Origin of the sequence: Marinobacter sp. S0848L (assembly GCF_023016065.1) — a bacterium.
Taxonomy (GTDB): domain Bacteria; phylum Pseudomonadota; class Gammaproteobacteria; order Pseudomonadales; family Oleiphilaceae; genus Marinobacter.
In genome coordinates this window covers 97,877-121,428 of sequence record NZ_JALKAQ010000001.1, presented here as the reverse complement: position 1 = coordinate 121,428, position 23,552 = coordinate 97,877, and the positions used below count along the sequence as shown (strand labels likewise).

The 23,552-nt window shown below is 54.8% G+C and carries 25 protein-coding genes; 14 read left to right on the top strand and 11 right to left on the bottom strand.

From position 1 onward, the window contains the following. The first annotated feature begins 75 nt into the window (after positions 1 to 75). The 3 genes from MWU64_RS00540 (at position 76) to yeiP (ending at position 2,485) form a co-directional block, all read left to right on the top strand. On the top strand, positions 76 to 774 hold the full coding sequence (locus MWU64_RS00540) for a crotonase/enoyl-CoA hydratase family protein (protein ID WP_247059167.1): 699 nt from the start codon (positions 76 to 78) through the stop codon (positions 772 to 774). Between the two features lie 574 nt (positions 775 to 1,348). After that, positions 1,349 to 1,846 carry an acyl-CoA thioesterase gene (locus MWU64_RS00535; protein WP_114334269.1) on the top strand — a complete coding sequence of 166 codons (498 nt, stop codon included), beginning with the start codon at positions 1,349 to 1,351 and terminating at the stop codon, positions 1,844 to 1,846. A gap of 72 nt (positions 1,847 to 1,918) precedes the next feature. After that, the gene (gene yeiP / locus MWU64_RS00530) at positions 1,919 to 2,485 is read left to right on the top strand and encodes an elongation factor P-like protein YeiP (RefSeq protein ID WP_133004760.1); all 567 of its coding nucleotides are present in this window, start codon (positions 1,919 to 1,921) and stop codon (positions 2,483 to 2,485) included. Here yeiP and MWU64_RS00525 read toward each other — a convergent pair. Both MWU64_RS00525 and MWU64_RS00520 read right to left on the bottom strand, forming a co-directional pair. Then, a complete protein-coding gene (locus MWU64_RS00525; RefSeq protein ID WP_247059165.1) occupies positions 2,471 to 3,292 on the bottom strand; it encodes a methyltransferase in 822 nt (273 codons plus the stop codon). The genes yeiP and MWU64_RS00525 overlap by 15 nt on opposite strands. Further along, positions 3,292 to 4,005: a lytic transglycosylase domain-containing protein gene (locus tag MWU64_RS00520; RefSeq protein ID WP_247059163.1), complete on the bottom strand. Its 714-nt coding sequence runs from the start codon at positions 4,003 to 4,005 to the stop codon at positions 3,292 to 3,294. The genes MWU64_RS00525 and MWU64_RS00520 overlap by 1 nt, the downstream gene beginning before the upstream one ends. A 158-nt stretch (positions 4,006 to 4,163) precedes the next feature. Between MWU64_RS00520 and MWU64_RS00515 the strand changes: the two genes are divergently transcribed. Continuing rightward, entirely contained in the window at positions 4,164 to 4,403 is a 240-nt protein-coding gene (locus tag MWU64_RS00515) for a TIGR02647 family protein (RefSeq protein ID WP_247059161.1), read from the top strand. Between the two features lie 55 nt (positions 4,404 to 4,458). On the opposite strand, the gene MWU64_RS00510 is transcribed toward MWU64_RS00515, so the two are convergent. The 3 genes from MWU64_RS00510 to MWU64_RS00500 all read right to left on the bottom strand — a co-directional run bounded on the left by MWU64_RS00510 (position 4,459) and on the right by MWU64_RS00500 (position 6,791). After that, positions 4,459 to 4,635, bottom strand: coding sequence for a DUF1328 domain-containing protein (locus MWU64_RS00510; protein ID WP_247059158.1), 177 nt, complete (start codon positions 4,633 to 4,635; stop codon positions 4,459 to 4,461). Between the two features lie 105 nt (positions 4,636 to 4,740). Then, entirely contained in the window at positions 4,741 to 5,193 is a 453-nt protein-coding gene (locus tag MWU64_RS00505; RefSeq protein ID WP_247059156.1) for a hypothetical protein, read from the bottom strand. Then, positions 5,190 to 6,791, bottom strand: coding sequence for a L,D-transpeptidase family protein (locus MWU64_RS00500; protein WP_247059154.1), 1,602 nt, complete (start codon positions 6,789 to 6,791; stop codon positions 5,190 to 5,192). The genes MWU64_RS00505 and MWU64_RS00500 overlap by 4 nt, the downstream gene beginning before the upstream one ends. Before the next feature lie 64 nt (positions 6,792 to 6,855). Here MWU64_RS00500 and MWU64_RS00495 point away from each other — a divergent pair, with 64 nt between their 5' ends. Together MWU64_RS00495 and MWU64_RS00490 are read left to right on the top strand one after the other, a co-directional pair. Further along, positions 6,856 to 7,635 carry a TSUP family transporter gene (locus tag MWU64_RS00495; protein ID WP_247059152.1) on the top strand — a complete coding sequence of 260 codons (780 nt, stop codon included), beginning with the start codon at positions 6,856 to 6,858 and terminating at the stop codon, positions 7,633 to 7,635. A gap of 288 nt (positions 7,636 to 7,923) precedes the next feature. Then, positions 7,924 to 9,606, top strand: coding sequence for an AMP-binding protein (locus MWU64_RS00490; protein ID WP_247059151.1), 1,683 nt, complete (start codon positions 7,924 to 7,926; stop codon positions 9,604 to 9,606). Positions 9,607 to 9,677: 71 nt separating this feature from the next. Here MWU64_RS00490 and MWU64_RS00485 read toward each other — a convergent pair whose 3' ends face one another. Continuing rightward, entirely contained in the window at positions 9,678 to 9,872 is a 195-nt protein-coding gene (locus MWU64_RS00485; protein ID WP_247059149.1) for a hypothetical protein, read from the bottom strand. Positions 9,873 to 9,990: 118 nt separating this feature from the next. Between MWU64_RS00485 and MWU64_RS00480 the strand changes: the two genes are divergently transcribed. Continuing rightward, positions 9,991 to 10,890, top strand: coding sequence for a LysR family transcriptional regulator (locus tag MWU64_RS00480; RefSeq protein ID WP_247059147.1), 900 nt, complete (start codon positions 9,991 to 9,993; stop codon positions 10,888 to 10,890). A gap of 4 nt (positions 10,891 to 10,894) precedes the next feature. Here MWU64_RS00480 and MWU64_RS15395 read toward each other — a convergent pair whose 3' ends face one another. Then, on the bottom strand, positions 10,895 to 11,017 hold the full coding sequence (locus MWU64_RS15395) for a hypothetical protein (RefSeq protein ID WP_281496191.1): 123 nt from the start codon (positions 11,015 to 11,017) through the stop codon (positions 10,895 to 10,897). Between the two features lie 35 nt (positions 11,018 to 11,052). Here MWU64_RS15395 and MWU64_RS00475 point away from each other — a divergent pair, with 35 nt between their 5' ends. Continuing rightward, positions 11,053 to 11,883: a DUF2059 domain-containing protein gene (locus MWU64_RS00475; RefSeq protein ID WP_247059145.1), complete on the top strand. Its 831-nt coding sequence runs from the start codon at positions 11,053 to 11,055 to the stop codon at positions 11,881 to 11,883. 45 nt (positions 11,884 to 11,928) lie between these two features. On the opposite strand, the gene MWU64_RS00470 is transcribed toward MWU64_RS00475, so the two are convergent. Continuing rightward, positions 11,929 to 12,207 (bottom strand): peptidylprolyl isomerase, encoded by a 279-nt coding sequence (locus MWU64_RS00470; RefSeq protein ID WP_133004771.1) that lies wholly within the window; start codon positions 12,205 to 12,207, stop codon positions 11,929 to 11,931. Positions 12,208 to 12,390: 183 nt separating this feature from the next. On the opposite strand from MWU64_RS00470, the gene MWU64_RS00465 reads away from it, so the two are divergent. The 4 genes from MWU64_RS00465 (at position 12,391) to MWU64_RS00450 (ending at position 15,956) form a co-directional block, all read left to right on the top strand. Then, a complete protein-coding gene (locus MWU64_RS00465) occupies positions 12,391 to 13,977 on the top strand; it encodes an ABC-F family ATPase (RefSeq protein ID WP_247059143.1) in 1,587 nt (528 codons plus the stop codon). Positions 13,978 to 14,166: 189 nt separating this feature from the next. Beyond that, a complete protein-coding gene (locus MWU64_RS00460) occupies positions 14,167 to 14,736 on the top strand; it encodes a DUF1415 domain-containing protein (protein ID WP_247059141.1) in 570 nt (189 codons plus the stop codon). A 200-nt stretch (positions 14,737 to 14,936) separates the two neighbouring features. Then, on the top strand, positions 14,937 to 15,668 hold the full coding sequence (locus MWU64_RS00455; protein WP_247059139.1) for a spermidine synthase: 732 nt from the start codon (positions 14,937 to 14,939) through the stop codon (positions 15,666 to 15,668). A gap of 72 nt (positions 15,669 to 15,740) precedes the next feature. Beyond that, entirely contained in the window at positions 15,741 to 15,956 is a 216-nt protein-coding gene (locus MWU64_RS00450; RefSeq protein WP_199006262.1) for a dodecin, read from the top strand. 65 nt (positions 15,957 to 16,021) lie between these two features. On the opposite strand, the gene MWU64_RS00445 is transcribed toward MWU64_RS00450, so the two are convergent. From MWU64_RS00445 to MWU64_RS00435, 3 genes are all read right to left on the bottom strand, one after another. Next, positions 16,022 to 17,434 (bottom strand): sodium-dependent transporter, encoded by a 1,413-nt coding sequence (locus tag MWU64_RS00445; protein ID WP_247059137.1) that lies wholly within the window; start codon positions 17,432 to 17,434, stop codon positions 16,022 to 16,024. A gap of 91 nt (positions 17,435 to 17,525) precedes the next feature. After that, positions 17,526 to 18,626 (bottom strand): Glu/Leu/Phe/Val dehydrogenase dimerization domain-containing protein, encoded by a 1,101-nt coding sequence (locus MWU64_RS00440; protein ID WP_247059135.1) that lies wholly within the window; start codon positions 18,624 to 18,626, stop codon positions 17,526 to 17,528. 66 nt (positions 18,627 to 18,692) lie between these two features. Continuing rightward, positions 18,693 to 22,196 (bottom strand): indolepyruvate ferredoxin oxidoreductase family protein, encoded by a 3,504-nt coding sequence (locus tag MWU64_RS00435; protein ID WP_247059133.1) that lies wholly within the window; start codon positions 22,194 to 22,196, stop codon positions 18,693 to 18,695. A 303-nt stretch (positions 22,197 to 22,499) separates the two neighbouring features. On the opposite strand from MWU64_RS00435, the gene MWU64_RS00430 reads away from it, so the two are divergent. Next, the gene (locus tag MWU64_RS00430; RefSeq protein WP_247059131.1) at positions 22,500 to 23,246 is read left to right on the top strand and encodes an AzlC family ABC transporter permease; all 747 of its coding nucleotides are present in this window, start codon (positions 22,500 to 22,502) and stop codon (positions 23,244 to 23,246) included. Beyond that, the gene (locus MWU64_RS00425; RefSeq protein WP_247059129.1) at positions 23,236 to 23,547 is read left to right on the top strand and encodes an AzlD domain-containing protein; all 312 of its coding nucleotides are present in this window, start codon (positions 23,236 to 23,238) and stop codon (positions 23,545 to 23,547) included. Before MWU64_RS00430 ends, MWU64_RS00425 begins: the two co-directional genes overlap by 11 nt. Positions 23,548 to 23,552 lie beyond the last annotated feature (5 nt).

Below are 23,552 nucleotides of genomic sequence, written 5' to 3'. Positions count from 1 at the left end.
ATTGCCGAAGCCCGGCCTAATGTATAGAGTTAACAAACGCTCACTTTATTTGATGAAATTGATGAGGACACAACGGTGACAGATCTCGTAACTTACGAACTGAACGACGGCATTGCCACGATTACTCTGAACAATGGCAAGGCTAACGCCCTGAGCCACGACGTGTTTGAAGCGCTGAACGCCGCACTCGACCGTGCCGAAGACGATAAAGCAATCGTTATCCTGACAGGTCAGCCGGGTATGTTTTCGGGTGGCTACGACCTGAAAGAAATGCAGAAAGGCATAGACGCCGCCATGGCGCTGGTGAAAGTGGGCTCTTCGCTGACTCGCCGTCTGGCCGCCTTCCCGACACCGGTGATTGCCGCTTGTGGTGGTCACGCGATTGCCAAAGGCGTCTTTGTGCTGCTGTCTGTGGATTACCGCATTGGTGTAGAAGGCAACTTTAAGCTGGGCCTGAACGAAGTGGCGATCGGTATGACCATGCACCACGCGGGTATTGAGATCGCTCGCCACCGCATGCCTGCGCCTTATTTCTATCGCTCTGTGGTGAATGCTGAAATCTTCAACCCGGAAAGCGCGATCTCGGCCGGTATTCTGGATGAATTGGTTGCACCCGAGCAGCTGATGGAGCGCGCCAAAGCCGTTGCTACTCAGTACAAACAACTGAATATGCGCGCGCACAAGCAAACCAAGCTTAAGGTGAAGGCCGAGTATCTGGCCACACTGGATCGTGCCATTGAGCAAGACGCAGATAAGTCTGATTTGATGGGGTGATGGGTTTGGGTGGCCGCTAAAATGCGGCCGCCCAACTTGGCCTTGATCAATTTACCGTCATATTCCGAAAACCCAGCAATACCAAGCCTCCCAGCCGTATGTCCTGACCTTGCTAACACAGTTTTCCACAGACTTTGTGGGTAACCGTACTTTGTTATCCCCAGCGACTCTCAAAAAAAGCCTGATTTTGCTTGCTTTTGGGCGTAAAAAACGGGTGATTCGGTATTTCTATGGTAGAGCTTCCGCTCTGGTTAAATTACCTACAAAATCCGTAAGACCGCTTGTAGAGCGGCTCTAGCCCATATGTCCTTACCTTGCTAACACAGTTGTCCACAGAATATGTGCGTAACTGGTCAGGGTTATCCCCATTCTGGGCGGGACGCAGTCATTAGCTGTGCATTACTTCAAGGAACGCCCTTTTTTGTTGGTTTTTATGTGTTAGTCTCTACCTTGGTTAAATTACCGACAAATCTCTTTAGCCCGCTCGTAGCGCGGCTGTAGCCTATATGTCCTTACCTTGCTAACACGGTTGTCCACAGTATTTGTGAGTAATTAACAGAAGGAAAATCTTACGATGTCTGAAAAACCGGCCAAGCCTGTTTCGGCTTCCGCCATTGAGAAGCATGTGTATAAAGTGTTTCCCAACGATATGAACTCACACGACACGGTGTTCGGAGGCATGATCATGGCCAAGTGCGACCGTTTGGCGCTGGTTGTAGCCGAACGGCACTCAGCGCATGTGTGCGTGACCGCAGCGGTCGATTCCATCCACTTTCGCGCACCGGCAAGGGGGAAGGATACTTTGTTGTTCAGTTTGACCTTGAACCGCAGCTGGGGCTCTTCGATGGAGATCGGTGCGCGGGTGGAGGCAGAAAATAGCTATACCGGTGATGTTCGGCACATCCTGTCTGCGTTTTTCACCTTTGTGGCCGTAGACGAAGAGGGTAAGCCGGTGGATGTCCCGGAGGTGATTCCCGAAACGAGTGAACAGCGCCGGCGTTATGCCAACGCTGAAATACGAAGGGCCGGGCGCCTGCAAACACGCGAGCAACTGACTAAGGCGAATAGCTGAGTAAAGTCGCATATTTAGCCCAGTCGTGGTATATCACGGCCACGGTGATCAACTTATATTGGAATAGGTGACATGCCAAAAGCGAGTGAGATTAAAAAGAACCAAGCGGTTGAGTTTGATGGACGTGCGTTTTTCGTAAAAGACATCGAGCGTTCGGTGCCCCAAGGCCGTGCCGGTGGCAGCCTGTACCGCATGCGTCTTTATGATGTGGTCACTGGCCAGAAGGTAGACGAAACCTTCAAAGATTCAGACATGCTGAACCTGGCCGACCTGGTTCGCCGTCCGGTTATGTTTTCCTACGCCGACGGCGACGAGTACGTTTTCATGGATAACGAAGACTTCACTCAGTACATGCTGAATAAGAGCGCTATTGAAGACGAGCTGCTGTTCATTACTGAGGAAACACAGGGTGTGATGGCTATTCTGGTGAGCGATACCCCGGTAGCCTTGGATTTGCCGCCTACGGTCGAGTTAGCCATTGAAGAAACCGATCCCTCTGTGAAGGGCGGTTCCGCAACGGCACGCACCAAGCCTGCGCACCTGACCACCGGTCTGGTTGTGCAAGTGCCTGAACACATTTCCACAGGCGACCGCATCAAGGTTAACGTGGAAGAGCGGAAGTTCCTAAGCCGGGCCTGATACGGGGTCTGAGCACGGTAGAGAGGGGCGCCTAGCCTCTCTCAGTTCCATCACTTCCAGCTTTTTCCTCAGCTTTGCCCAGCCTATGGGTAAGCGCTTTTCCAACTCTGCACACCGCGAAGAATCTATTTTAACGTTGCTGAAGCCTTGCTTGCTGCCGTAAATCACCCAGTTATTGGTTTTGCTTCTGAATACCAGGAGCAGTGGGAATTGCCGGCGTAGCTCACGAACCAGGTTGCCATTAGCCTCGGGCATTTTGTGGTAGTTCAGGGCAAGCCACCCCGTGCTGGTTAAGGCTCTGCTGCAGGCTTTAATGAACTGCCTCTGAGCCTGGGCCGGGCTCATTTTATCGGCGCTGTAGAGGTCTGTGAGGATCATGTCAGTGCTGGCTTCCGGTAGGTTATCCACAGCCAGTCGCGCATCTTGAATGGTCACCTGTAGCCGGTTGCTGTTCGGCAGGCCAAACCATTTTCGGGCAATCTCCGCCACTTTTTCTCGTAGCTCGAAGACCTGAATCTCACTCTTGGGTAGTAGCTTGTGTAAACCGTGGGCAAGTACACCGCCGCCCAGGCCCAGTACGGTGACATGTTGAGGTTCCCGAAAGGCGACGGGTAACAGCATCGCGCGGTTGTATTCATGCACCGGCAGGTTTGGCGCGGCACGCACGATTTTGCTTTGCTCAAACACCGAATCAAAACTGAGTATCCGATGCTTGCGGTCGTCGATCACCAGAATGTTGCCGTACTTATCCCGGTCCACGTGAACAATATCGCCGGGGATGGCGACTGAGACAATCGGGTTGCTCATTAGTTGGCGGCGTAGCGTTGATGCAGGATGCCTACTCGTTCCACGTAGGCTTTGGTTTCAGCGTAGGGAGGAATGCCTTTATAGCGCCTGACTGCGCCAGGGCCCGCGTTATAGGCTGCGGTGGCAAGGCGTGTGTCACCTTTGAAGCGTGCAAGCATCTGAGACAGGTAATTCACGCCGCCTCGAATGTTTTCGGACGCGGTCATCGGGTTTTTCACTCCGAGTTCTTTTGCGGTGCCCGGCATCAATTGCATCAAGCCTTGAGCGCCTACCGGGGAAAGCGCCTGTGGATTAAAGGCAGATTCGGCATGAATAACCGCGCGGACCAGAGCCGGGTCTACGCCGTATTCTTTGGCGGCGGTAGTAATCTCGTTCTTGAACGGGCTAAGAAACAACGGTGTTTTGCGCCAGTCTACGTTTGAGTTCGGGTCGCAGGCGTAGCAATGGAAGCTGATCACATCGAAGTCAGAGCTGGCCGGTCGTTGGCTGCTGTAGGCAACAACGCCGTGCTGATCCTTGTACCGGTAAACGGTTTCGCTCTTGGTGGAGGGGCGCGGCTGGCTTTTGCTTTTGACGTTGGTAAATTCCACGCGTCCGTCGGGGTGGACAACCCGTTTGATGGTGTCGGCGACTGCGCTGGAACCTGCCGCCCAAGCCAACAGGGAAGTAAGGGCAATAACGAAAACTCTGCGGGTGGTGATGCTCGACGTCATTTCATAACCGGAATGCTGGACCTAAGGCTTCAATGTACCGTTAATGCCAACGGACAGGTACTGCGAAGTGTAGGCTTTTTGTTTGTTTGTGAGAAATTTCGCTCGATGGAGATTATTTCCGCTATGCTGCAAAGAAGATACCTAACAAGGAGTTTCTTATGCCTTTCTCGCCGGTTCATCTTGCCGAACTGAATCTGCTGTTGCAGTTTCCCTCTACCTCCACTCAAGAGGGCATTAAAGTACACGCCAGTCAGGCGGCCCCGGAAACGGTTCGGGCAGCTGCTTCTCTGTTCTCGAAGGGGCTGATTTCGCAGGAAGATGGCGGCTATCTAACCCCTATGGGGTGTGAAGCGGTTGAATTGACGCAGAAGTTGCAGGCCATGTTGGCTGGCGACTAAGAGGCAAGCGATACCACGGCCCTGGCTAGCCAGGGCCATGAACATCTCTGAAGCCCTAGACCTTCGGGCCTTTTCCTTTGAGCACGTTCATCACTACCGTTACAACCAGTAGTATCAAAAAGATAAAAAACAGAATTTTAGCGAAGCCTGCAGCTGTACCGGCTATACCGCCGAAACCCAGCACGCCCGCAATGATCGCAACAACGAGACACACTAAAGCCCAATAGAGCATTGGTTATCCTCCTTTTTTGCAATGCACCATAAACTTGGCACAAGATTGGCGATCCTGCAATTTAGAGAACGGCACGTTAAAGGATGGTCATCGTGCGGTCAGGTTTTAGTCAGTTTTTTCAAGAGGATAAACTGAGGGTGCCAGGGTAGGCGAGCAGCCGATTACGCCACGAGCCTGTCTGTGCGCGTGCAGGTACCAGCGCCGGCCGCCGCGAGAGAAAGTGTCCGCCCGGACTGGAAACGTTGCGGTTTCCACCGTAGCGGGGATGGGGCGGCCGTCGGCCAAACGGTAGACGCATGCCGTTTCAATCGTGAAAGGCTGGCCGACGGGTAAGGCAATGAACCCGTCATCCCGAACCGCTGGTTTGTTACCGTTGATCTCCGTGATTTTGAGACAGGGTCCGTAATGAATGCGGTTGTTATCGCCCACAGGCTCTTCCAAACAGTGTTGAGCACTCAGGAGTACGGTGTTATCCCCAATGTCCGGATCGACGCCTGGCAGGCTCTGGCATGCCGTGAGCGACACGGCGATAAGCAAGGGGGCAAGCGTTCGAATCATGGGTGGCTCCTCGGCGTTAGCTGCAAGTTTCCTTTGACATCAGATCTTAACGCATCAACCAGCCGACGGTCCCGCCCGTATACGTCCTTCCGTATCTGCAGCGTGCCTGCTTTATCAACCCAAGTTGTCCAGTATTGCAGGTGGACAGGGACAGACTTATCCAAAATGGCCTTCACCGGTTCATTTTCTTGCCGGGCCTGTCTAATGTTTTCTTGGGTCCAGGAGCTGTTCAGGGTGAGTAATCTTTCTGCCAGTTCGAACGGGCGCTCAACTCGGATGCAGCCAGAGCTGATGGTGCGCTGTTCCCGACTGAAGTGATACTGGCCCGGCGTGTCGTGTAGATATATCGCATGTTTGTTCGGGAACATGAATTTAACCTGCCCGAGTGAATTGTTGGGCCCGGGCTGCTGAATAAGTTGATACGGAAAGTTGTCGGCCGTTAGGGCATTCCAGTCAATCTCGTCCGGAGCCATTTCGACGCGGCTGGCTCCCCAGCCTTTGTAAACCTTGAAGTTCATCCGGGACAGGTAGCCGGGATCGGCCTGTAATTTGGGCAGCTGGTCTTTGATCATCAGCGTTCGCGGAACCGTCCAGGTTGGGTTAAATACCAAGTAACGAATACGATCACTGAACACTGGGGTTTGCCTGAAAGGATCACCAACGATCACCCGTTGATGCATGACCTCCTTGCCGTTTTCCACCAGAACCATGTCGTAGCCAGCGATATTGACCAGCACATAGGTGTCGCCGAGGGAATCTGGCAGCCAGCGCCAACGCTCGAGATTAGCGTCGATCTGGCGAATGCGCTCAATGGGCATAATGTTCAGAGCTTCCAGTGTTTTTTTGCCGACAAGGCCGTCAGGTTCAAGACCGTGGCGGGCCTGGAACGCCGGTATGGCTGTAATCAGGTTGCCCGCATAAAGCTGGCTTTCGGGGGTGTCGAGGGCACTGTAATGGGTGTCGTGGTCAGCGGGCGGAAGATCACCCAGCAACCTGAGCTGCTGACGAATCGCGGGTATGCGTGGGTCGCTGTCGCCCGGATGAATGGTGGGGCCTGAATCGTGTAAAGGCCAAGGCCGGCCAAGCAGGCCGGAGAGCTGGCGCCGGTACTCGCGCAGTTTCTGATAGGCTGGAAAAGGCGGTTTGAAGGATTGTAGGGTCTGGTAGACGGTTTCGTCTTGCAAGGCTTGTTCAAGGGTCGATTGTAAGAGGGGTTGCCGCTTCTGAGAGAGCCATTGCGCCTGAATGGTTTGCGAGTCCACCTTACCGTCACGAAGATGGGCAGCGAGTAATAGAAAGGCATCGGTAAAAATCAGATCCAGCTCTTCGGGAAGCGTCTGCGAGGCATCAACCGCTGATCTGTGAATAATGTCGCGTAAGGCCTCTTGGTGGTAATCAGCCGGGTTCAATCCGTCATCGGCCAACTCGTTAATCGCCTGAAGTAATTCGTGGCGAGCAATGGGGGATGTCCAGACTGGCTGGTAATGATGGTTTTCGTGAAACGGGGTGGCCTCGCTCTGGGCATTTTGTGCAAATGCCAGTAGCATTATGACCATTAGGCAGCTTTTAATGTTTGCCAGCGATTCTGCATCCTGCACATCGTCCTCCTCGTAAATATCTTGCAAACTGAGCCGTCAGGCTTGCTGGAGTTTATAGTTCTTTATGTCTGACTTGTCAGTTGTTCAGTATATTTTGATTGCGCTGATTTTCGTGTGGAGCGGTTTTGTGCGTTCCGGTTTAGGATTTGGTGGCGCTGTTCTGTCATTACCTTTTCTATTACTCGTGCTGGACGAGCCGCTGGTTTTTCTGCCGATCATCTCTATCCATTTGTTGGTGTTCTCTTCGTTAACCATCTGGATGAACAACCGTAAAAGCCGGACCTCAATTGAGGGTGCGCAACATGCCGGCACCGTTGATTGGCACTATTTGGGGCGGATGCTCGCGATTCTAATCGTGCCAAAACTCATCGGCGTGTTCGGCCTGATCACCCTGCCGGGCCACATTCTCAGTGCGATCATATTCGTTATTGTAGGCCTGTATTCGGTTTCTTACATCGTCAACAAGCCCTTTCGAAGCGGGAGCAAAGCGGTTGATGCTGTGTTCTTGATGCTTGGAGGCTATATCAGCGGCACGTCGCTCATTGGCGCGCCTTTGATCATCGCGGTCGCTGCCCAACACCTGCCGAAAGAGAAACTGCGAGACACCTTATTTGCGCTGTGGTTTATTCTGGTGATGATCAAGCTCGGAGCGTTCGTGTGGGCCGGTGTTGATTTGCAGTTGATTCACCACGTCTGGTTGCTGCCGGCAGCGGCGATCGGTCATGTGATCGGCCTGTACGTACACGACCGAATGCTGCACGCAGAAACCTCACTGTTTTACCGGGTGCTGGGCACTATCCTGCTGGTGGTAAGCAGCATCGGGCTGGTTACCGTTTGGATGTAACCGTTTCTGACGCCTGTTTGCTCAGGAGCCAAGCAGGCCTGAGTAAGCGGTGTAAAAGAATGCACAGGAACCCAGAAGAATCAGGCTCCAAGCGGGAACAATCATCAAAGAGCGTGCCGGTCTGATCATCGTAACCTCCTTCGGTATAGCTAATCATTACGCGGTCATTTTCAATTTAGACCATTCTTGCGGAATGTCACGATCCATCTTTTAAATATTCGACTAGTATGGAGTAGGTTAAAGGCGAGCATTTTCGAGTAGTGAGAAAAACAATAACAAGGACTCCATATGACTGTAGACCCTCACAAGCTGACGTCTGCCCATTGTCTATTTTATTGGGCCGAGAAAACCCCGGATAACGTATACCTTACCCAGCCATTCCCCGATGGGCGGACGGAAGACATTACATGGGCGCAGGCTGCGGATCAGGTTTGCCGTATGGTGGCGTACTTGACCAGCCTTGAGCTTCCCGAGCGAAGCAAAATCGCAGTTTTGGGTAAAAACAGTGCCCATTGGATTCTGGCCGACCTTGCTATCTGGTCATCGGGCCACGTGAGTGTGCCTTTGTACCCCACGCTCAACGGCGATACTGCCGCTTATGTGTTAGATCACAGTGACGTAAAATTGTTGTTTTTGGGTAAGCTGGATGGCACGGCGGATGGTTGGAACGATATCAAACGCCATATACCGCAGGATCTGCCTATTATTTCTTTGCCGCTTTCCCCGCGCGACGATACCCCGATGTGGCTTGATATTGTGGCAAAGCACGGCCCGGCTAGCCCCCGGTTGCCAGCGCCGGATGACCTGGCAACCATCGTGTATACCTCTGGCAGCACCGGTCGCCCCAAGGGTGTGATGCACAGCTTTCGAACCATGATTTCTGTTGCGGACGGTCTACAGCAACTGTTTCAGGTGACACCAGCCGACCGGATGTTGTCATACCTACCCTTGGCCCATGTGGCCGAAAGGGCGGCCGTCGAAACGCAATCGCTGTATTACGGCTTCCATCTTTACTTCGCAAACTCGCTAGATACCTTTCAGGAAGATCTTCAGCGGGCGCGGCCAACCATGTTTTTCTCGGTCCCTCGCCTTTGGATGAAGTTTTACCTCGGGGTAAATGCCAAGCTCCCGCTCAAAAAACAGAAAGTGCTGTTTAACATTCCCGTTCTGGGCGGTCTGGTAAAGAAGAAAGTATTGAGGCAATTAGGGCTGGATCATTGTCGGGTCGCACTCACCGGCGCTGCGCCTTTGTCCGCCGAGATCATCAACTGGTATCGAAACCTTGGGCTTGAGTTACTTGAAGTGTATGGCATGTCCGAGAATTTCGGGTATTCCCATGCCAGTCGTCCGGGGCAGGCCAGAGTAGGTTATGTCGGGGTTGCGAATCCCGGTGTGGAACAACGGATTGGCGAGGCCGGAGAAATCGAGGTCCGAAGCCCGGGGCAGATGCTCGGCTATTACAAGAATGACGAGAAAACGAAAGAAGATGTCACCAGCGACGGTTTCCTGAAAACCGGCGATATGGGCGAAATAGACGATCAGGGCTATTTGCGAATTACCGGGCGGGTGAAAGACCTGTTCAAAACCTCCAAAGGTAAATACGTGGTCCCGGTGCCAATCGAAAACCGTTTTAATCACCCCATGGCTGAGGTGGTTTGTGTGGCAGGCGCTAATCAGCCTCAACCCTGCCTGATGCTGCTGTTGTCGGAGGAGGCACGAGCCGCGTTGGATTCCGGTATGGACCGGAATGCGTTGGAGCAGGAATTAGCCCAAGAACTGGAATCCGTGAATGCGGACTGTGAGTCGCATGAGAAAGTGGCGTTTCTGGTGGTCGTAAAAGAACTCTGGAGTATGGAAAACGGCATGTTAACGCCTACCATGAAGATCAAACGCAATGTGATTGAAGAGTTTTATCGGCAGAAGATGGATACCTGGTTCGCGGAGAACCGGCAGGTAGTTTGGGAATTCTGAGCCAACCGCAAGGCACAAAAAAACCGGCATGTTCAAACATGCCGGTTTTTTTGTGGAGTCAAAGCGGTTATTTATACGCCGCCTTGAGCCTGAGGCAAATCTTGCACCGCCGCTACGGCTTCGCGATTCGCTTTTCGCAGCTTGCGGCCTAAAAATTGAAGCCCCTGTTTGACTGCAGCACGGGTATACTCCCGTCGCATCTCCACTCCATTGTGGAGGATGCCGGATGGCTGTGGGCGAACGCTCACGTTACGCTGATGAATCATGATGCCTTCCTCCTTATTAGGGTGGCTGGGTTTGTTAGGTTATAAATCATTCTAGAGGTTCTTATTTGCAGTTTGAATACGTTAAACTTCGTACTCATGTTGCAAATGTGCAGTGACTATGGACTGGGATTATCTTCGATATATACGGGCTCTGGCAATAGCTGGAACCTTCGCAAAAGCGGGTGAAATGCTGGGTGTGCACCAAACTACTGTTTTAAGACGACTTGATCAGATGGAAGAGTCGTTGGGTGTGCAATTTTTTGATCGTAATCGCGATGGATTGCAGCTTACAGCGACGGGTGAAATGGCCTATCGGGAAGCTGAAAAACTCGCGGTAGACATGGAAAACCTGGAGCGCAAGCTGGTTGGGCAGGATGGCGCACCGGTTGGCAAAGTCAGAATCGCGGCGGAAGATGCGGTGATGTATGAATTGCTGAGCCCCGTGCTGGCGGCTCTGGTGCGGGAGTACCCCGAAATCGAGCTGGAGGTTCTGACCGACAACGATGTGGCAAACCTGAGCCACCGGGAAGCTGACTTAACCTTGCGTCCGGAGAACAAACCGCAGGCGACCCTTGAAGGAGAGCGTATTGCGGCTATTGATTCCGCAGTTTATGGCTCGACTAACTACTGCCGCCGAAACCGAAAAATGGACATAGAGAACCATCCGGAGGACTGCACCTGGCTGATCCCGGATGAGTCGTTTAGCCATTTGGCGACCGGCAAATGGTATCGAAAGCACCTTAAGAACGTACCCACGGTGATTCGCTGTAACAGTCTGCAGTCTATGCACGCTTTGGCGCGGGCCGGTGCTGGCTTGGCGGTATTGCCATGTTATCTGGGGGAGGCCGCGAAGGAGTTGCGGCGGCTTTCTGACCCGCTGGATGGGGAAAGCATCGATCTCTGGTTGCACGTTAACCAGGACACCCAGCAGATGGCCCGGGTTCGGATTGTGATGGAGTTTCTGGTGGAGCGGCTGAAGGCGCTCGGCCCGGCTATCGAATTCAGTAATACGCTCTGAGCCCTCAGGCATTAACGCGCTTGTGCCGGAAATCCCAAGGATTTTCCGGCAGGCACGGAAACATTCCTACCAAACCGTCATCTTCAGCGGCTTCAGGTGCTTGCTGAAGAGGCGGCCTGCGTGTCATAAACACCTTTGTTCCCGTAACAGGATAAGAGTGACATGACCTTGAACACCCTGATGAAACCGCTTTTAATAGCCGGGCTGCTTGTGAGCACTCTGGTACAAGCCGCACCCAGTGCTCAGCAGGTGCTGGAAGCTTCGCCCGTAGACGACATTGTTGTGCAATATCCGGCGATGATGGGGCAGGGCATACGGGATGGCCTCAAGCAAAGAGCACAGGTGCCGCCGATGGTGGCGGATACCATCGCCTATGTGGTGCAAAACAGCTTTCGCCCGGAAGAGATCAAGCGGAAGATCGCGTCAAACCTCGGTGCATCGTTAAGCGATGAGCAGTTGACGAAGGTGCATGATTGGTACCAGAAGCCGGTGGCCAAAAAGATTGCACGGGCTGAAGTGGCAGCTTCCGCCCCGGCGATCTGGCCACAAATACGCAAGAAGGCCGCGGAGCTGAACGAGCTGAATAAGGGAACCGATCGCGAAGCACGCTTCGATCGCTTTGACCGTGCAGCCCGCGCCACTGAAAGTGCCGTCGATACTGCCATTGCGCTGCAGTTGGGCTTATCCTCAGCGATGGCTGCGGTGCGAGGTGAACCCGCGAATCCTGACGAAACGCGTCAGCAATTAGAAGCGCAGCGCCCGGCGTTGCAAGGTGTGGTGGGCAAGCAAGTTTACGACAGCTATTTGTACACCTACCAAAAGATCACGCCAAAAGAGATGGAGATGTATCTGGAGTTTCTGGAAAGTGATGCCGGTCAGCAGTTCACCAAGGTGGTGGCAGAGAGTGTTCAACAGGCTGTGACGGAGCCGATTGAGAATATTGGCAACCAACTGGCAAGGTTCAGGAATCTCGGGAAAGAAAACGCTCAGTGAGGGCAGCCTGCCGGTGTGATGGTCACACGGGCAGGCCAACAGCTATCAGCTGCGGGAAGTCACTTCCAGCAGGTGATAGCCGAACTGAGTCTGGATTGGGCCAAGAACGGTGTTCACTTCGCCGCTGAACACAGCCTTGTCAAACTCGGGAACCATCTGGCCCGGGCCAAATGAACCCAGGTCGCCGCCATTGCGGCCGGATGGGCAGGAAGAGTGCTGCTTGGCAACTTCAGCAAAGTCCTGACCGCCTTCGATGGCTTTCTTCAGTTCTTCACATTTTGCTTCGCTGTCTACCAGAATGTGGCGTGCAGTTGCTTGTGCCATGATCAATATCCTGTTGTCGGATGGGTGGAATGTTCAGAAGGTGAATGCTGCCCGTACCGCCCGCCCGAGGCAAGTGCTTTTTATGCGTGTTTCTTCGGCCTCACAGTTGCGCTTGCAAACCTGTACAATGCGCCGTTTCTTTTGCCGCCACAGCGCTGGCCCTCACGTGTATAGGTTCTTTTCTTGATTTCCACTGCCAATATCACCATGCAATTCGGGGCTAAGCCCCTGTTTGAAAACGTTTCTGCCAAATTTGGCAGTGGTAACCGTTACGGCCTCATCGGCGCCAACGGCTGCGGCAAATCCACCCTGATGAAAATACTGGGTGGCGATCTGGAGCCTTCCGCCGGCCAGGTCATGCTGGAGCCGAACGTGCGCTTGGGTAAGCTGCGCCAGGATCAGTTTGCCTATGAAGACTGCACGGTGATCGACACCGTGATCATGGGGCATGAAGAGCTGTGGCACGTTAAACAAGAGCGTGACCGCATTTATTCATTGGCGGAAATGAGGGAAGAAGACGGCATGGCGGTGGCGGATCTGGAAGTGGAATTCGCCGAAATGGACGGCTACACCGCTGAATCTCGCGCCGGTGAACTGCTGCTGGGCCTCGATATTCCGCTGGATCAGCACAACGGGCCGATGAGTGCCTTGGCGCCCGGTTGGAAACTTCGGGTTCTGCTGGCTCAAGCACTATTTTCCGATCCGGACGTTCTGCTGCTGGACGAGCCCACTAACCACCTGGACATCAACACCATCCGTTGGTTGGAAAGCATTTTGGTGGCCCGTAGCAGCACCATGATCATCATTTCTCACGACCGTCACTTCCTGAACAGCGTGTGCACGCACATGGCGGATCTGGATTATGGCGAGCTGCGCCTGTTCCCGGGCAACTATGATGAATATATGACTGCCGCCACACAGGCCCGCGAGCGCATGATGGCAGATAATGCCAAGAAGAAGGCTCAAATTGCAGAATTGCAGCAGTTTGTAAGCCGCTTCTCCGCTAACGCTTCGAAAGCGAAACAGGCGACTTCGCGAGCCAGGCAGATTGATAAGATCCAGCTGGAAGAAGTGAAGCCTTCCAGCCGAGTGAGTCCGTTTATCCGCTTTGAGCAGGAAAAGAAACTGCACCGGCAAGCGGTTACGCTGCTAGGCCTGACCAAAGGCTTCGACGAAGGCCCGCTGTTTGAGAATCTGGATTTGCAGATTGAAGCCGGCGAGCGTGTGGCCATCATTGGCCCGAACGGTATTGGTAAAACCACGTTGCTGCAGTGTTTGGCGGGTGCTTACGAGCCTGACGCTGGCGAGGTGAAGTGGACCGACAGTGCGAAGGTGAGTTACTTCGCGCAGGACCACACCGCAGACTTTGCGCGTGATGACACGTTGACTGACTGGATGGCGCAATGGACCACCGGTGGCGAGCAGTTGGTTCGCGGTACGTTGGGGCGGATGTTGTTCTCGGGTGATGACATTGGTAAATCGGTGAAGGTGTTGTCCGGTGGTGAACAGGGGCGGATGCTGTTCGGTAAGCTGATTCTGCAGAAGCCGAATGTGATGCTGTTGGATGAGCCCACCAACCACTTGGATATGGAGTCTATCGAGGCGTTGAACCTGGCGCTGGAGAATTATCCGGGCACGCTGATTTTCGTGAGCCACGACCGGGAGTTTGTTTCTTCCTTGGCGACTCGCATCATCGAGTTGAAGCCGGATGGGATTACGGACTTCAGTGGTAGTTACGATGATTACTTGCGGAGTCAGGGTTACCTCTGAGTCCGAGATTAATCTTTAACTTTGGGTGTTTGCGGTCGGGTGGGTAAGCCTTTCCAAAAACCGCTCCTGCGGCACATCCATGTGGCGCTTCTGCTTCGCCATCCATGGCTCCGCACATTTTTGGAAAGGCTTACCCACCCAACCGCTTAAGCTTGTGAGTGGTCTTCAACTGAACTTAGGGATGATTAGATGAGTGAATCAGAGGTTGTAAACGCAACGCGAAAATGGGTTGAAGACGTTGTGGTTGGTTACAACCTATGCCCGTTTGCCAAGCGTGAGTTGGTGAAAGACAGGGTTCGGTTTGTAGTGACGGAGGCAGGGACAGAAGACGAGCTTGTGCAGGCGCTGCATGCTGAGCTGCAGTTGCTGGAAGACCAGCCGGACGTTGAAACCACGTTGTTGATTCACCCGAGCGTGTTACAGAATTTCTATGCCTACAACGAGTTCCTGGATACCGCAGACGCTCTGTTGGATTATCTGGAACTGGAAGGCATCTATCAGATCGCCAGCTTCCATCCGGATTACCAGTTTGCCCACACCGAGGCCGATGCGGCAGAGAATTACACGAACCGTTCTCCATACCCTATGCTGCATTTGTTGCGTGAAGCGAGCTTGGAGTCTGCGATTGATAGCTATCCCGATGTGGATGGCATTCCCGACCGAAATATCGAACTGATGAACCGGGAAGGCGCAGACAAGCTGAAAAGCCTGCTTAAGGCCTGTTTCTCCGAGATAGAAAACAAGCGAACCGGGGAGTAGAAGAACGAAGCCAGTGGGTAGGGCGCTTCCAAAAATGTGCGGAGCCATGGATGGCGGAGCAGAAGCGTCACATGGACGTGCCGAAGGAGCGGTTTTTGGAAGCGCCCTACCCACTGGCGATTGCACGAACTAGCAGGCTAGTGGCAGCAACTCCCAAACTTAACCGTTCTCCAAATCAGACAAACCACAAGAGCCAAAACATGGGACTGCTTTTCGAACAAATAGACAGCCAACCTTCGGTAATCGGGGAAATCACTCTGCGCCGCCGCAAAATACCGGCACTGGGTGATCGGGACATCTACGAAGTGAAGCTGGGCGAAGAGTTTCTCATGTCCAGCATGTTCGTTGATGCCGAAATTGCGCTCTCTGATATTGGTCTGAATGAAACCGAAGGCGACAACCTCAGTGTCGTCGTCGGGGGCCTTGGATTGGGCTACACCGCCGTTGCAGCCCTCAAACACCAACGCGTATCCGAACTGCTGGTCGTTGAATACCTCAAGCCCGTGATCGGCTGGCACCAGCAAGAGCTCGTACCCCTTGGCAAAGAACAGAACGACGACCCACGGCACCGATACGTACACGGCAGCTTCTTCGATATGGCCGTGGCAGACCCCGCTACCGGAGGCTTTGACCCTGAAGCGCCGGGGAAACAGTTTGATGCTATTCTGCTCGACATCGACCACTCGCCCAGAGCCCTGCTGCACGATTCCAGTGCCAGCTTCTACAGCACCGAAAATATCAGCCTGATGGCCCGGCAGCTGAAGCCGCGCGGCATTTTTGCCATGTGGTCAAACGAAGGCGAAGATGACGAGTTTATGGCGGTTCTGAACGAAGTATTCGAAGACGTAGCCTGCCACGTTGTCAGCTTCTTCAATCCCTTCCAAAATCGGGAATCTTTCAACACCGTCTACGTTGCCCGCAAGCCTGCGTGAAAAACTGAGGTTTGCCGGTACGCCTCTTGTCTTCTAGGCTCAAGTAAACGGAGCAAGTTGCAGGAGGTGTTTATGTCGAATCACCACGTTTACAAGAAAGTGGAAATTGTCGGTTCCTCGAAAAAAAGCATCGAGGATGCTATCGAAAATGCGCTTGAAGAGTGTGGAAAAAGTGTCCGCAACATGGAGTGGTTTGAGGTGATGGAAACCCGCGGCCATATTGTTGACGGCAAGGTAGGCCATTATCAGGTAGTGCTGAAAATAGGATTTCGTATTTCTGACAGTTGAGAACCCTGGAACTTAATTTAGTGAACCAGTGAAACGCCCGGGCAGCGCGCTGCCCGGGCGTTTTTTTACGTCAGGTTGTAGATAAACACGATAGCCACAGCGACCGGCGTGATAAAGCGGACGGTGACAAACCACAGGTTGAACACGCCCGGTGACAGCGACAGCTCGTTTTCCATGGCTTGACGAGACATCACCCAGCCGGCAAACAGTGCGACCAACAGGCCACCCAGCGGCAGCAGAATGTTGGCGGTCAAGAAGTCCAGCAGATCAAAAATGGTTTTGCCTTCCAGCATCGGGATGAAGCCCAGCGGCGCGACGTCTGCCCACACGTTCAGTGACAGCACCGAGGCAATACCGAGCGCCCAGCACACGCCACCGGCGGCCAGGGTGCTGATGGCACGGTTCATACCTTTCTGCTCTTCCAGCCATTCCACGATGGGTTCCAGTAGCGAGATGCCCGATGTCCAGGCCGCGAACACCAACAACACGAAGAACAAGGTGCCGAACAGCGAGCCCATCGGCATCTGGCCAAAGGCCAGCGGCAGGGTCTGGAAAATCAGCCCGGGACCGGCGCCCGGCTCCAAACCATTTGCAAAGACAATCGGGAAAATCGCCATGCCGGCCAGCAGTGCCACGCCGGTATCGATTACCGAGACAGTGATGGAGGTTTTGGCGATGGAAATGTTCTTCGGCAGGTAAGAGCCGTAAGCCATCATCACCGCCATACCGAGGCTCAGCGTAAAGAACGCATGACCAAGGGCTACCAACACGCCAGAGGTGGTCAGTTTAGAGAAGTCCGGCTGGAACAGGAACGCAGCGGCCTGTCCGAAATGACCGGTGGTCATGGCATACCCGACCACGAGCAGCAGCAATACAAACAGCGCGGGCATCAGTATGCTCACGGCTTTTTCAAGGCCAGAGCGAACACCCCGGGCGACGACGACCATCACCAGAGCCATAAACACCGTGTGCCAGAGCAGCAGGGTAGACGGGGTGCTGAGTAATCCCGAGAAGATCGCACCGATGGACTCGGATGATTGCCCGGCCAGTTGCCCGCTGGCGGTGGTGCCTACGTAGGAGATGGCCCAGCCGCCAATCACTGAGTAGAACGACAGAATCAAAAAACCTGCGAGAACGCCGATGGCCCCCACCAGTTTCCACGCCGGATTGAGCTTGTCGCGTTCGGTGATCAGACGAATGCTGTTGACCGGGCTGCGGCCACCCCGGCGGCCAATCATCACTTCGGCCATCATGATGGGGATACCCACCACGGCGATACAGGCAAGGTAAACCAGTACAAAAGCACCCCCACCGTTCTCGCCAGTGACGTAGGGGAATTTCCAGATATTGCCCAGGCCAACGGCGGAACCGGTGGCCGCCAGTATAAACGCGAGCCGTGAGGACCAGAGTCCTCGTTTCGCATTGGAGCCCTCAAGGGCTTCCGAATAGGTAGCGGAGCCGGATGAAGTGACAGACATAATGATCTCCCGAAGGTATTGTTTTTGTTTCAGGGGTTAAAAAGGGGAGCCGCAGAACTCTGCAGCTCCCAAGGGGAAACGCCGGGTCAGGTTACCCGGCGCGAGCCAGTCGGCTGGGCATAAGCCCGGCACCCGGGGCATGCTTTCTGAAACGCTCTTCAGCCAGTTCGTTGGCGATGTCGCCGGTTGCACGGCCTGTGCGGTCGGAGCGTTGGAATATCTCGGCGAGGGTATCGCCAATGGTGTCTACGTGAGCGCGGATTTGCTCCGGTGAGCCATTGTTGCGCTCGTAAAACACATCGATGATGCCGCCGGCGTTGATGGCAAAGTCCGGGGCATAGAGAATGCCGCGTTGCTTGAGCACGGCGTCGTGCTCGGGGCGGTCCAGCAGGTTGTTGGCAGCACCTGCCACGATGGCAGCCCGGATGGCCGGAATGCTTTGATCGTTCAGCACCGCACCCATAGCGCACGGGGCGACAACATCGACCGGTAGGGTGAGGATGTCATCGGCCGCAACGGGAGTAGCTCCCAGCTCATCTACAGCCCGTTTGAGGTTGTCGGCGTGAATGTCAGTCACCCACAGTTCGGCACCGGCCTCTTTCAGGTATCGGGCCAGACGGAAGCCGACATTGCCAATACCCTGAACCGCTACCTTCAAACCATTCAGGTCATCCGTGCCGAGTTTGTGTTTGACGGCCGCTTTCAGGCCGATAAACGTACCGTAGGCGGTTACCGGTGACGGATCGCCCGTGCTGGGCAGGCCATCGAAACCGGTGCGGGTGGTTATGCCGGCCACATGGGCGGTCTGGCGACCCATGACTTTCAGGTCAGGCACGCTGGTGCCGGAATCTTCAGCGGCAATGTACTGGCCGCCAAGGCTTTCCAGGTGTCGGCCCATGGCTTCGAGCAAGGCTTCGGTCTTGTGCTTGCGAGGGTCGCCGATGATCACCGACTTGCCGCCGCCGAGGTCCAGATTGGCCAGTGCCGATTTATAGGTCATGCCTCTCGATAAGCGAAGGACATCTCTGAGCGCTTCTTCGTCACTGGCGTAAGGGAACATTCGGCAACCGCCAAGCGCGGCTCCCCGAGATGTGTTGTGAATGGCAATAATACCTTTAAGGCCGGTTTCGGCATCGCAGACGAAAGACAGGTGTTCGTGGGTATCGAACTCCGGATGGCTGAATACGTTCATGGCGTTTCACCTCTTGTCGGTGGCCGACCGCTACCCTTGTGGGGCCTGCGGTGGCCATTTATTGTTTTAGACAGCTGCGTTGGCGATTTGTTGATGAGCCCTTTCATTCGGGCTTAATTCAGCCCGGTACTGCGCCCGTTCTTTTTGGGCAGCATGATAGGCGGCTTCTTTCACCGGCCCGTAGCCGCGGATCTTCGCGGGTAGGCTGGCGAGGTTGCGGGCCGCATCGGCATGGTCTTTGCTCAGATGCTTGAGCAGAAAAGCCGCGTCGGCTTCGTACTCCCGAATGATTTTACGTTCCAGGCGCCGGTCGGCGGTGTATCCGAACGGGTCCAGCGGAGTGCCGCGCAGGGTGCGGGCTTTCGCCAGCCAGGTGAACACGGTTTCCATCCAGGGCCCGAAGGTGTGCTTTTTCGGCCGTTCGCCGTTTTTACCGCGGCTAAGCAGAGGCGGCGCCAGATTAAATTCCAGCTCGAAATCCCCCTCGAATTGTTCCTCGAGTTGCTTGCGCAGGCTGCCATTGCTAAACAGACGGGCGACTTCATACTCGTCCTTGTAGGCCAGCACTTTGGCGTAGTTCTCGACGATAGATCGCAACAGGAGCGGGTCGCGGCCCAGCTTGTGTTCGATGGTCTGTTCTGCATTGCGCACCAGTTTCTCGTAGCGTTTGGCCAGCGATGCATTCTGGTAGTCGCTCAAATGGGCCATGTTGCGCTGGATCAGCTGGTCTGTGGTTTCCATGACCTGCACCGGCGTGCCTTTGGGTTTCGGGAAAGCCAGCGCCATGACCCGATCAAGATCGTGGGCAGCACGACGACCCCAGAGGAAGGCCTGCTTGTTTTTCTCAACCGCTACGTTGTTGAGCTCGATGGCGCGCTCTATGGCAGCGGCGCTCAGCGGCAGCAGCCCTTGTTGCCAGGCGAAGCCAACGGTAAACAGGTTCACGGCCATGCCATCGCCCATCAACGCTTTGGCCAGATCACCGGCATTCAGGAACCAGCTGCCATCAGGGCGACAGGCTTCTTTCACCGTCTGCTCCATCGACTCGCCGGGGAACTGGATGTCCGGGTCCCGGGTAAAGGCTGCGGGCATGGCTTTCTCGGTGTTGACCACCGCCCGTGAAAAACGGTTATCCAGTTTGGCCAAGGCATCGTCTGTGGCTGACACCATCAGATCGAAGGCAATCATCAGGTCTGCCTCGCCGGCGGGAATGCGTACGGCGTGGATGTCCTCTTGCTTGTCACTGATGCGAATGTGACTGACCACCGCACCGAATTTCTGGGCCAGGCCGGCTTGATCCAGTACGGATACGCCTTTGCCTTCAAGGTGAGCGGCCATGCCCAGCAGGGCACTGACCGTGACCACACCGGTACCACCCACGCCGGTCAGCAGAATGCCGTAAGGGTTGCTGCCAGATACAGGCGTAGGTTCCGGAAGCTCGGGGAAGTCCACCGCGGAGCTGACTCCCGCCGGTTTTTTCAGCCTGCCGCCTTTGACGGTGACAAAGCTGGGGCAGAAACCGCGCACACAGGAGAAGTCCTTGTTGCAGGAAGACTGGTCGATGGTGCGTTTGCGCCCGGCATCGGTTTCTTTCGGCAGAATCGACAAGCAGTTGGATTGAATGCCGCAATCACCGCAGCCTTCGCACACATCCGAGTGAATCATCACGCGCTGGTCTGGGTCTTCCATGGTGCCGCGCTTGCGACGACGGCGTTTTTCGGCGGCGCAGGTCTGGTCGTAGATGATCACCGAGCAGCCTTCAATCTCTCGCATCTCTCGTTGCAGAGCGTCCAGATCATCCCGATGATGGAAGGTAGTACGGTCGGCAAAATCGGCCCGGGACGGATATTTGTCGATATCGTCGCTGACCACAGCAATGCGTCGCACGCCTTCGCCGTAGAGCTGGTGGCTGATTTGTTGAACCGTCAAGGTTCCGTCCACCGGCTGGCCGCCGGTCATGGCGACGGCGTCGTTGTAGAGAATCTTGTAGGTGATGTTGGCACCGGAAGCGATAGCGGCTCGAATGGCCAAAACGCCAGAATGAAAGTAGGTGCCGTCGCCCAGATTCTGAAACACGTGCTTCTGGTTGGTAAACGGTGCCTGGCCAAGCCAGGTTACCCCTTCACCGCCCATCTGGGTGAAGGTGTCGGTGCCGCGATCCATCCAGGTGGCCATGTAGTGGCAACCAATGCCGCCAAGGGCGCGGCTGCCTTCGGGGACCTGAGTGGACGTATTGTGCGGGCAGCCAGAGCAGAAATGAGGTGTGCGTTCCAACCGCTCCTTGGGCTGCGCCAGACTGTTCTCTTTTTCAGTGAGGAAGTTCAGGCGCTGCTGCAGCGTGTCGTTGCAATAGCGGCCATCCAGTCGGGACGCGATGGCTCGTGCCACCATAGCGGGCGTCAGTTCGGCGATGGTTGGCAGCAGATCCTTGCCGTGATCGTCCTTTTTGCCGATCACGTTCGGGCGTTTGCCATCCTGCCAGGTATAAAGTTGGGTTTTGATCTGTTCTTCGATCAAACCCCGTTTCTCTTCAACCACCAGAATTTCTTCCAGCCCTGAAGCGAATTCATGAATGCCCTCGGGCTCCAAAGGCCAAGGCATAGCGACTTTGTAGACGGCCAGACCTATGGCTTCCCGTTCCTCATCGCCTAAGCCCAGGTCGGCTAATGCCTGAATAACGTCGAGATAAGCTTTGCCGGTGGTCACAATACCCAGTCGAGGCTGTTTCGCTTCAAGCACGGTATGGTCCAGCCGGTTGGCCCGACAAAAGGCTTTCGCCGCTTCTAATTTGTACCGGTGCAGGCGCTCTTCCTGCTCCATGGGTTTGTCGGGCCAGCGTGAGTTCAGGCCGCCTTCCGGTAACGGGAAATGTGTGGGCGTGCGGATGTTGATTCGGCTCAGATCCAGATTGGCGGAAATGGACGAATCCATATTCTCGGCCAGGGCTTTGAAGCCTACCCAGCAGCCACTGAACCGCGACATAGCCCAGCCGTACAGGCCCAGATCAAGAATGTCCTGAATACCAGCAGGGTTCAGAACCGGCATGCCGGCATCGAGAAAGGCGTAATCACTTTGATGGGGCAGGGTGGATGATTTGCACGCGTGATCGTCGCCCGCGACCGCCAGTACGCCACCAAACCGGGAAGTGCCCGCCGCATTACCGTGCTTGAACACATCGCCGGTGCGATCGACACCCGGACCTTTGCCGTACCAAAGCGCAAAGACGCCGTCGTAGCGGGCGCCTTCAAATATATTGACCTGCTGACTGCCCCAGACAGCGGTTGCGCCTAAATCTTCGTTTACACCGGGCAAGAAGTGAATATTGCGCTCTTTGAGGTGATCGCGGGCTTTCCATAAAACTTTATCGAAACCGCCAAGAGGAGACCCGCGATAACCGGAGATAAAGCCGGCGGTATTCAGATCGTTGTTACGGTCGAGTTGGGCTTGGAGCAGGGGGAGTCTCGCCAGAGCCTGGCTACCATTCATGTAAACCGAACCGGTATCTTTTTTCCAGACATCGTCAAGGCTGACGGGACGCAGCCCCGTGGGGGAGCGTGAAAGATCTGACATGTTGAAATCCTCTACTACCTGGCCGGATCGCGGCGGTAGGTAATGTCTTGTTTTTGTAATCCCGGCTTTTGGCCGGAGTTAGATTTCATCGGTCCTACCCGGTGGATTACCCGGGTTGTCCTTTTGGGACTGGACGAAAAACAAACTAGAGTAAGTTTACGTGTACGTCAACAGGTGGCGGGTGCCATCGGCTGATTAAAGTGTGAGGTTTGCATATAACTGGCTGAGGCGGCGGTAGAAAATAATTCGGCTTAGTGGTTTTTACCTATTCGTGTTTTGCCGCTTTCGGCTTAATTTCCTTCGATGTCTGCTCATACTTATTCGTACCAATTTCAGCCGCACAAGGTGCGCGCTGAATTTTTCCGCTTGCTGCCGATATCTCTGTTCGTTGTTGCCTTTGGTGCTGCGTTCGGATTAGCAGCGACTCAATCCGGCTTGTCTCCGTTTCAGTCCATTCTGATGAGCTTCACGGTGTTTGCCGGGGCTTCCCAGTTTGGTGCGCTAGATTTATGGGGCACCGAAGTCTCCGTCATTCCCATGATGGTTGTGGTGTTTGCCATCAACGCACGCCACTTGCTGATGGGGGCCTCGCTTTACCCCATGCTGAAAGATGTCTCGCCGGCGCGCCGGTATGGCCTGTTGTTGTTCCTGACCGACGCCAATTGGGCGGTTTCGGCGCAGGATTACCAGAACGGCCGACGCAATCTCGAAGTGATTCTCGGCGGTGGCGTGGTGCTTTGGCTGGCCTGGGTGTTGGGGACGGCTTTCGGAGCCTATTTCAGCGGTCTGCTGCAGAACCCGAAAGCTTTTGGTTTGGACATGGTGCTGGGTTGCTTCCTGTTATCGATGGTATTGGGCGGTAAAGCCACGCCGAGAGTTGTGGTGGTTTGGTTGGTGGCGGGCGTGACGTCTCTTGCGGCCTGGAAGTGGCTGCCCGCTAATATGCACGTGGTGGTTGGTGCATTGGCGGGCGGCGCGGTGGGGCTGTTCTGGCTGGAACCGCGCGTTGCCGGTAATTCAGAGCAAGAGGGAGCCGGTCATGACCATTGAAACCACACCCGTCGGCGTTCTGATTCTGATTGTGCTCATGACGTTGGTTACTTTGATCACCCGCTTTGGCGGTGTGTTCGCCATGTCGTTCGTGAAAATCAGCCCGCGGGTTGAAAGCTTTATCAACGCCATGGCCAGCTCCGTTTTGATTGCCATTATCGTGCCTATGGCCGTGGCGGGTGATGCCGGTGCATTGGCGGCTCTGGTGGCGACGGCCATCACCATGCTGGCGATTCGTAAGCCGCTGCCGGCGATATCGGTGGGCTTGGTCGCAGCGGCTTTGGTGCGTTACCTCGGTTAACGGCC

What these genes read in the sequence shown, in the direction of transcription:
- MWU64_RS00515 (WP_247059161.1), top strand. Translation starts at nt 4,164, where the DNA reads ATGCCTTTCTCGCCGGTTCATCTTGCCGAACTGAATCTGCTGTTGCAG.
- MWU64_RS00485 (WP_247059149.1), bottom strand. Translation starts at nt 9,872, where the DNA reads ATGATTCATCAGCGTAACGTGAGCGTTCGCCCACAGCCATCCGGCATC.
- MWU64_RS00455 (WP_247059139.1), top strand. Translation starts at nt 14,937, where the DNA reads ATGGGACTGCTTTTCGAACAAATAGACAGCCAACCTTCGGTAATCGGG.
- MWU64_RS00460 (WP_247059141.1), top strand. Translation starts at nt 14,167, where the DNA reads ATGAGTGAATCAGAGGTTGTAAACGCAACGCGAAAATGGGTTGAAGAC.
- MWU64_RS00535 (WP_114334269.1), top strand. Translation starts at nt 1,349, where the DNA reads ATGTCTGAAAAACCGGCCAAGCCTGTTTCGGCTTCCGCCATTGAGAAG.
- MWU64_RS00470 (WP_133004771.1), bottom strand. Translation starts at nt 12,207, where the DNA reads ATGGCACAAGCAACTGCACGCCACATTCTGGTAGACAGCGAAGCAAAA.
- MWU64_RS00525 (WP_247059165.1), bottom strand. Translation starts at nt 3,292, where the DNA reads ATGAGCAACCCGATTGTCTCAGTCGCCATCCCCGGCGATATTGTTCAC.
- MWU64_RS00430 (WP_247059131.1), top strand. Translation starts at nt 22,500, where the DNA reads ATGTCTGCTCATACTTATTCGTACCAATTTCAGCCGCACAAGGTGCGC.
- MWU64_RS00490 (WP_247059151.1), top strand. Translation starts at nt 7,924, where the DNA reads ATGACTGTAGACCCTCACAAGCTGACGTCTGCCCATTGTCTATTTTAT.
- MWU64_RS00435 (WP_247059133.1), bottom strand. Translation starts at nt 22,196, where the DNA reads ATGTCAGATCTTTCACGCTCCCCCACGGGGCTGCGTCCCGTCAGCCTT.
- MWU64_RS00445 (WP_247059137.1), bottom strand. Translation starts at nt 17,434, where the DNA reads ATGTCTGTCACTTCATCCGGCTCCGCTACCTATTCGGAAGCCCTTGAG.
- MWU64_RS00450 (WP_199006262.1), top strand. Translation starts at nt 15,741, where the DNA reads ATGTCGAATCACCACGTTTACAAGAAAGTGGAAATTGTCGGTTCCTCG.
- MWU64_RS00510 (WP_247059158.1), bottom strand. Translation starts at nt 4,635, where the DNA reads ATGCTCTATTGGGCTTTAGTGTGTCTCGTTGTTGCGATCATTGCGGGC.
- MWU64_RS00505 (WP_247059156.1), bottom strand. Translation starts at nt 5,193, where the DNA reads ATGATTCGAACGCTTGCCCCCTTGCTTATCGCCGTGTCGCTCACGGCA.
- MWU64_RS00440 (WP_247059135.1), bottom strand. Translation starts at nt 18,626, where the DNA reads ATGAACGTATTCAGCCATCCGGAGTTCGATACCCACGAACACCTGTCT.
- yeiP (WP_133004760.1), top strand. Translation starts at nt 1,919, where the DNA reads ATGCCAAAAGCGAGTGAGATTAAAAAGAACCAAGCGGTTGAGTTTGAT.
- MWU64_RS00480 (WP_247059147.1), top strand. Translation starts at nt 9,991, where the DNA reads ATGGACTGGGATTATCTTCGATATATACGGGCTCTGGCAATAGCTGGA.
- MWU64_RS00425 (WP_247059129.1), top strand. Translation starts at nt 23,236, where the DNA reads ATGACCATTGAAACCACACCCGTCGGCGTTCTGATTCTGATTGTGCTC.
- MWU64_RS00495 (WP_247059152.1), top strand. Translation starts at nt 6,856, where the DNA reads ATGTCTGACTTGTCAGTTGTTCAGTATATTTTGATTGCGCTGATTTTC.
- MWU64_RS15395 (WP_281496191.1), bottom strand. Translation starts at nt 11,017, where the DNA reads ATGACACGCAGGCCGCCTCTTCAGCAAGCACCTGAAGCCGCTGAAGAT.
- MWU64_RS00475 (WP_247059145.1), top strand. Translation starts at nt 11,053, where the DNA reads ATGACCTTGAACACCCTGATGAAACCGCTTTTAATAGCCGGGCTGCTT.
- MWU64_RS00520 (WP_247059163.1), bottom strand. Translation starts at nt 4,005, where the DNA reads ATGACGTCGAGCATCACCACCCGCAGAGTTTTCGTTATTGCCCTTACT.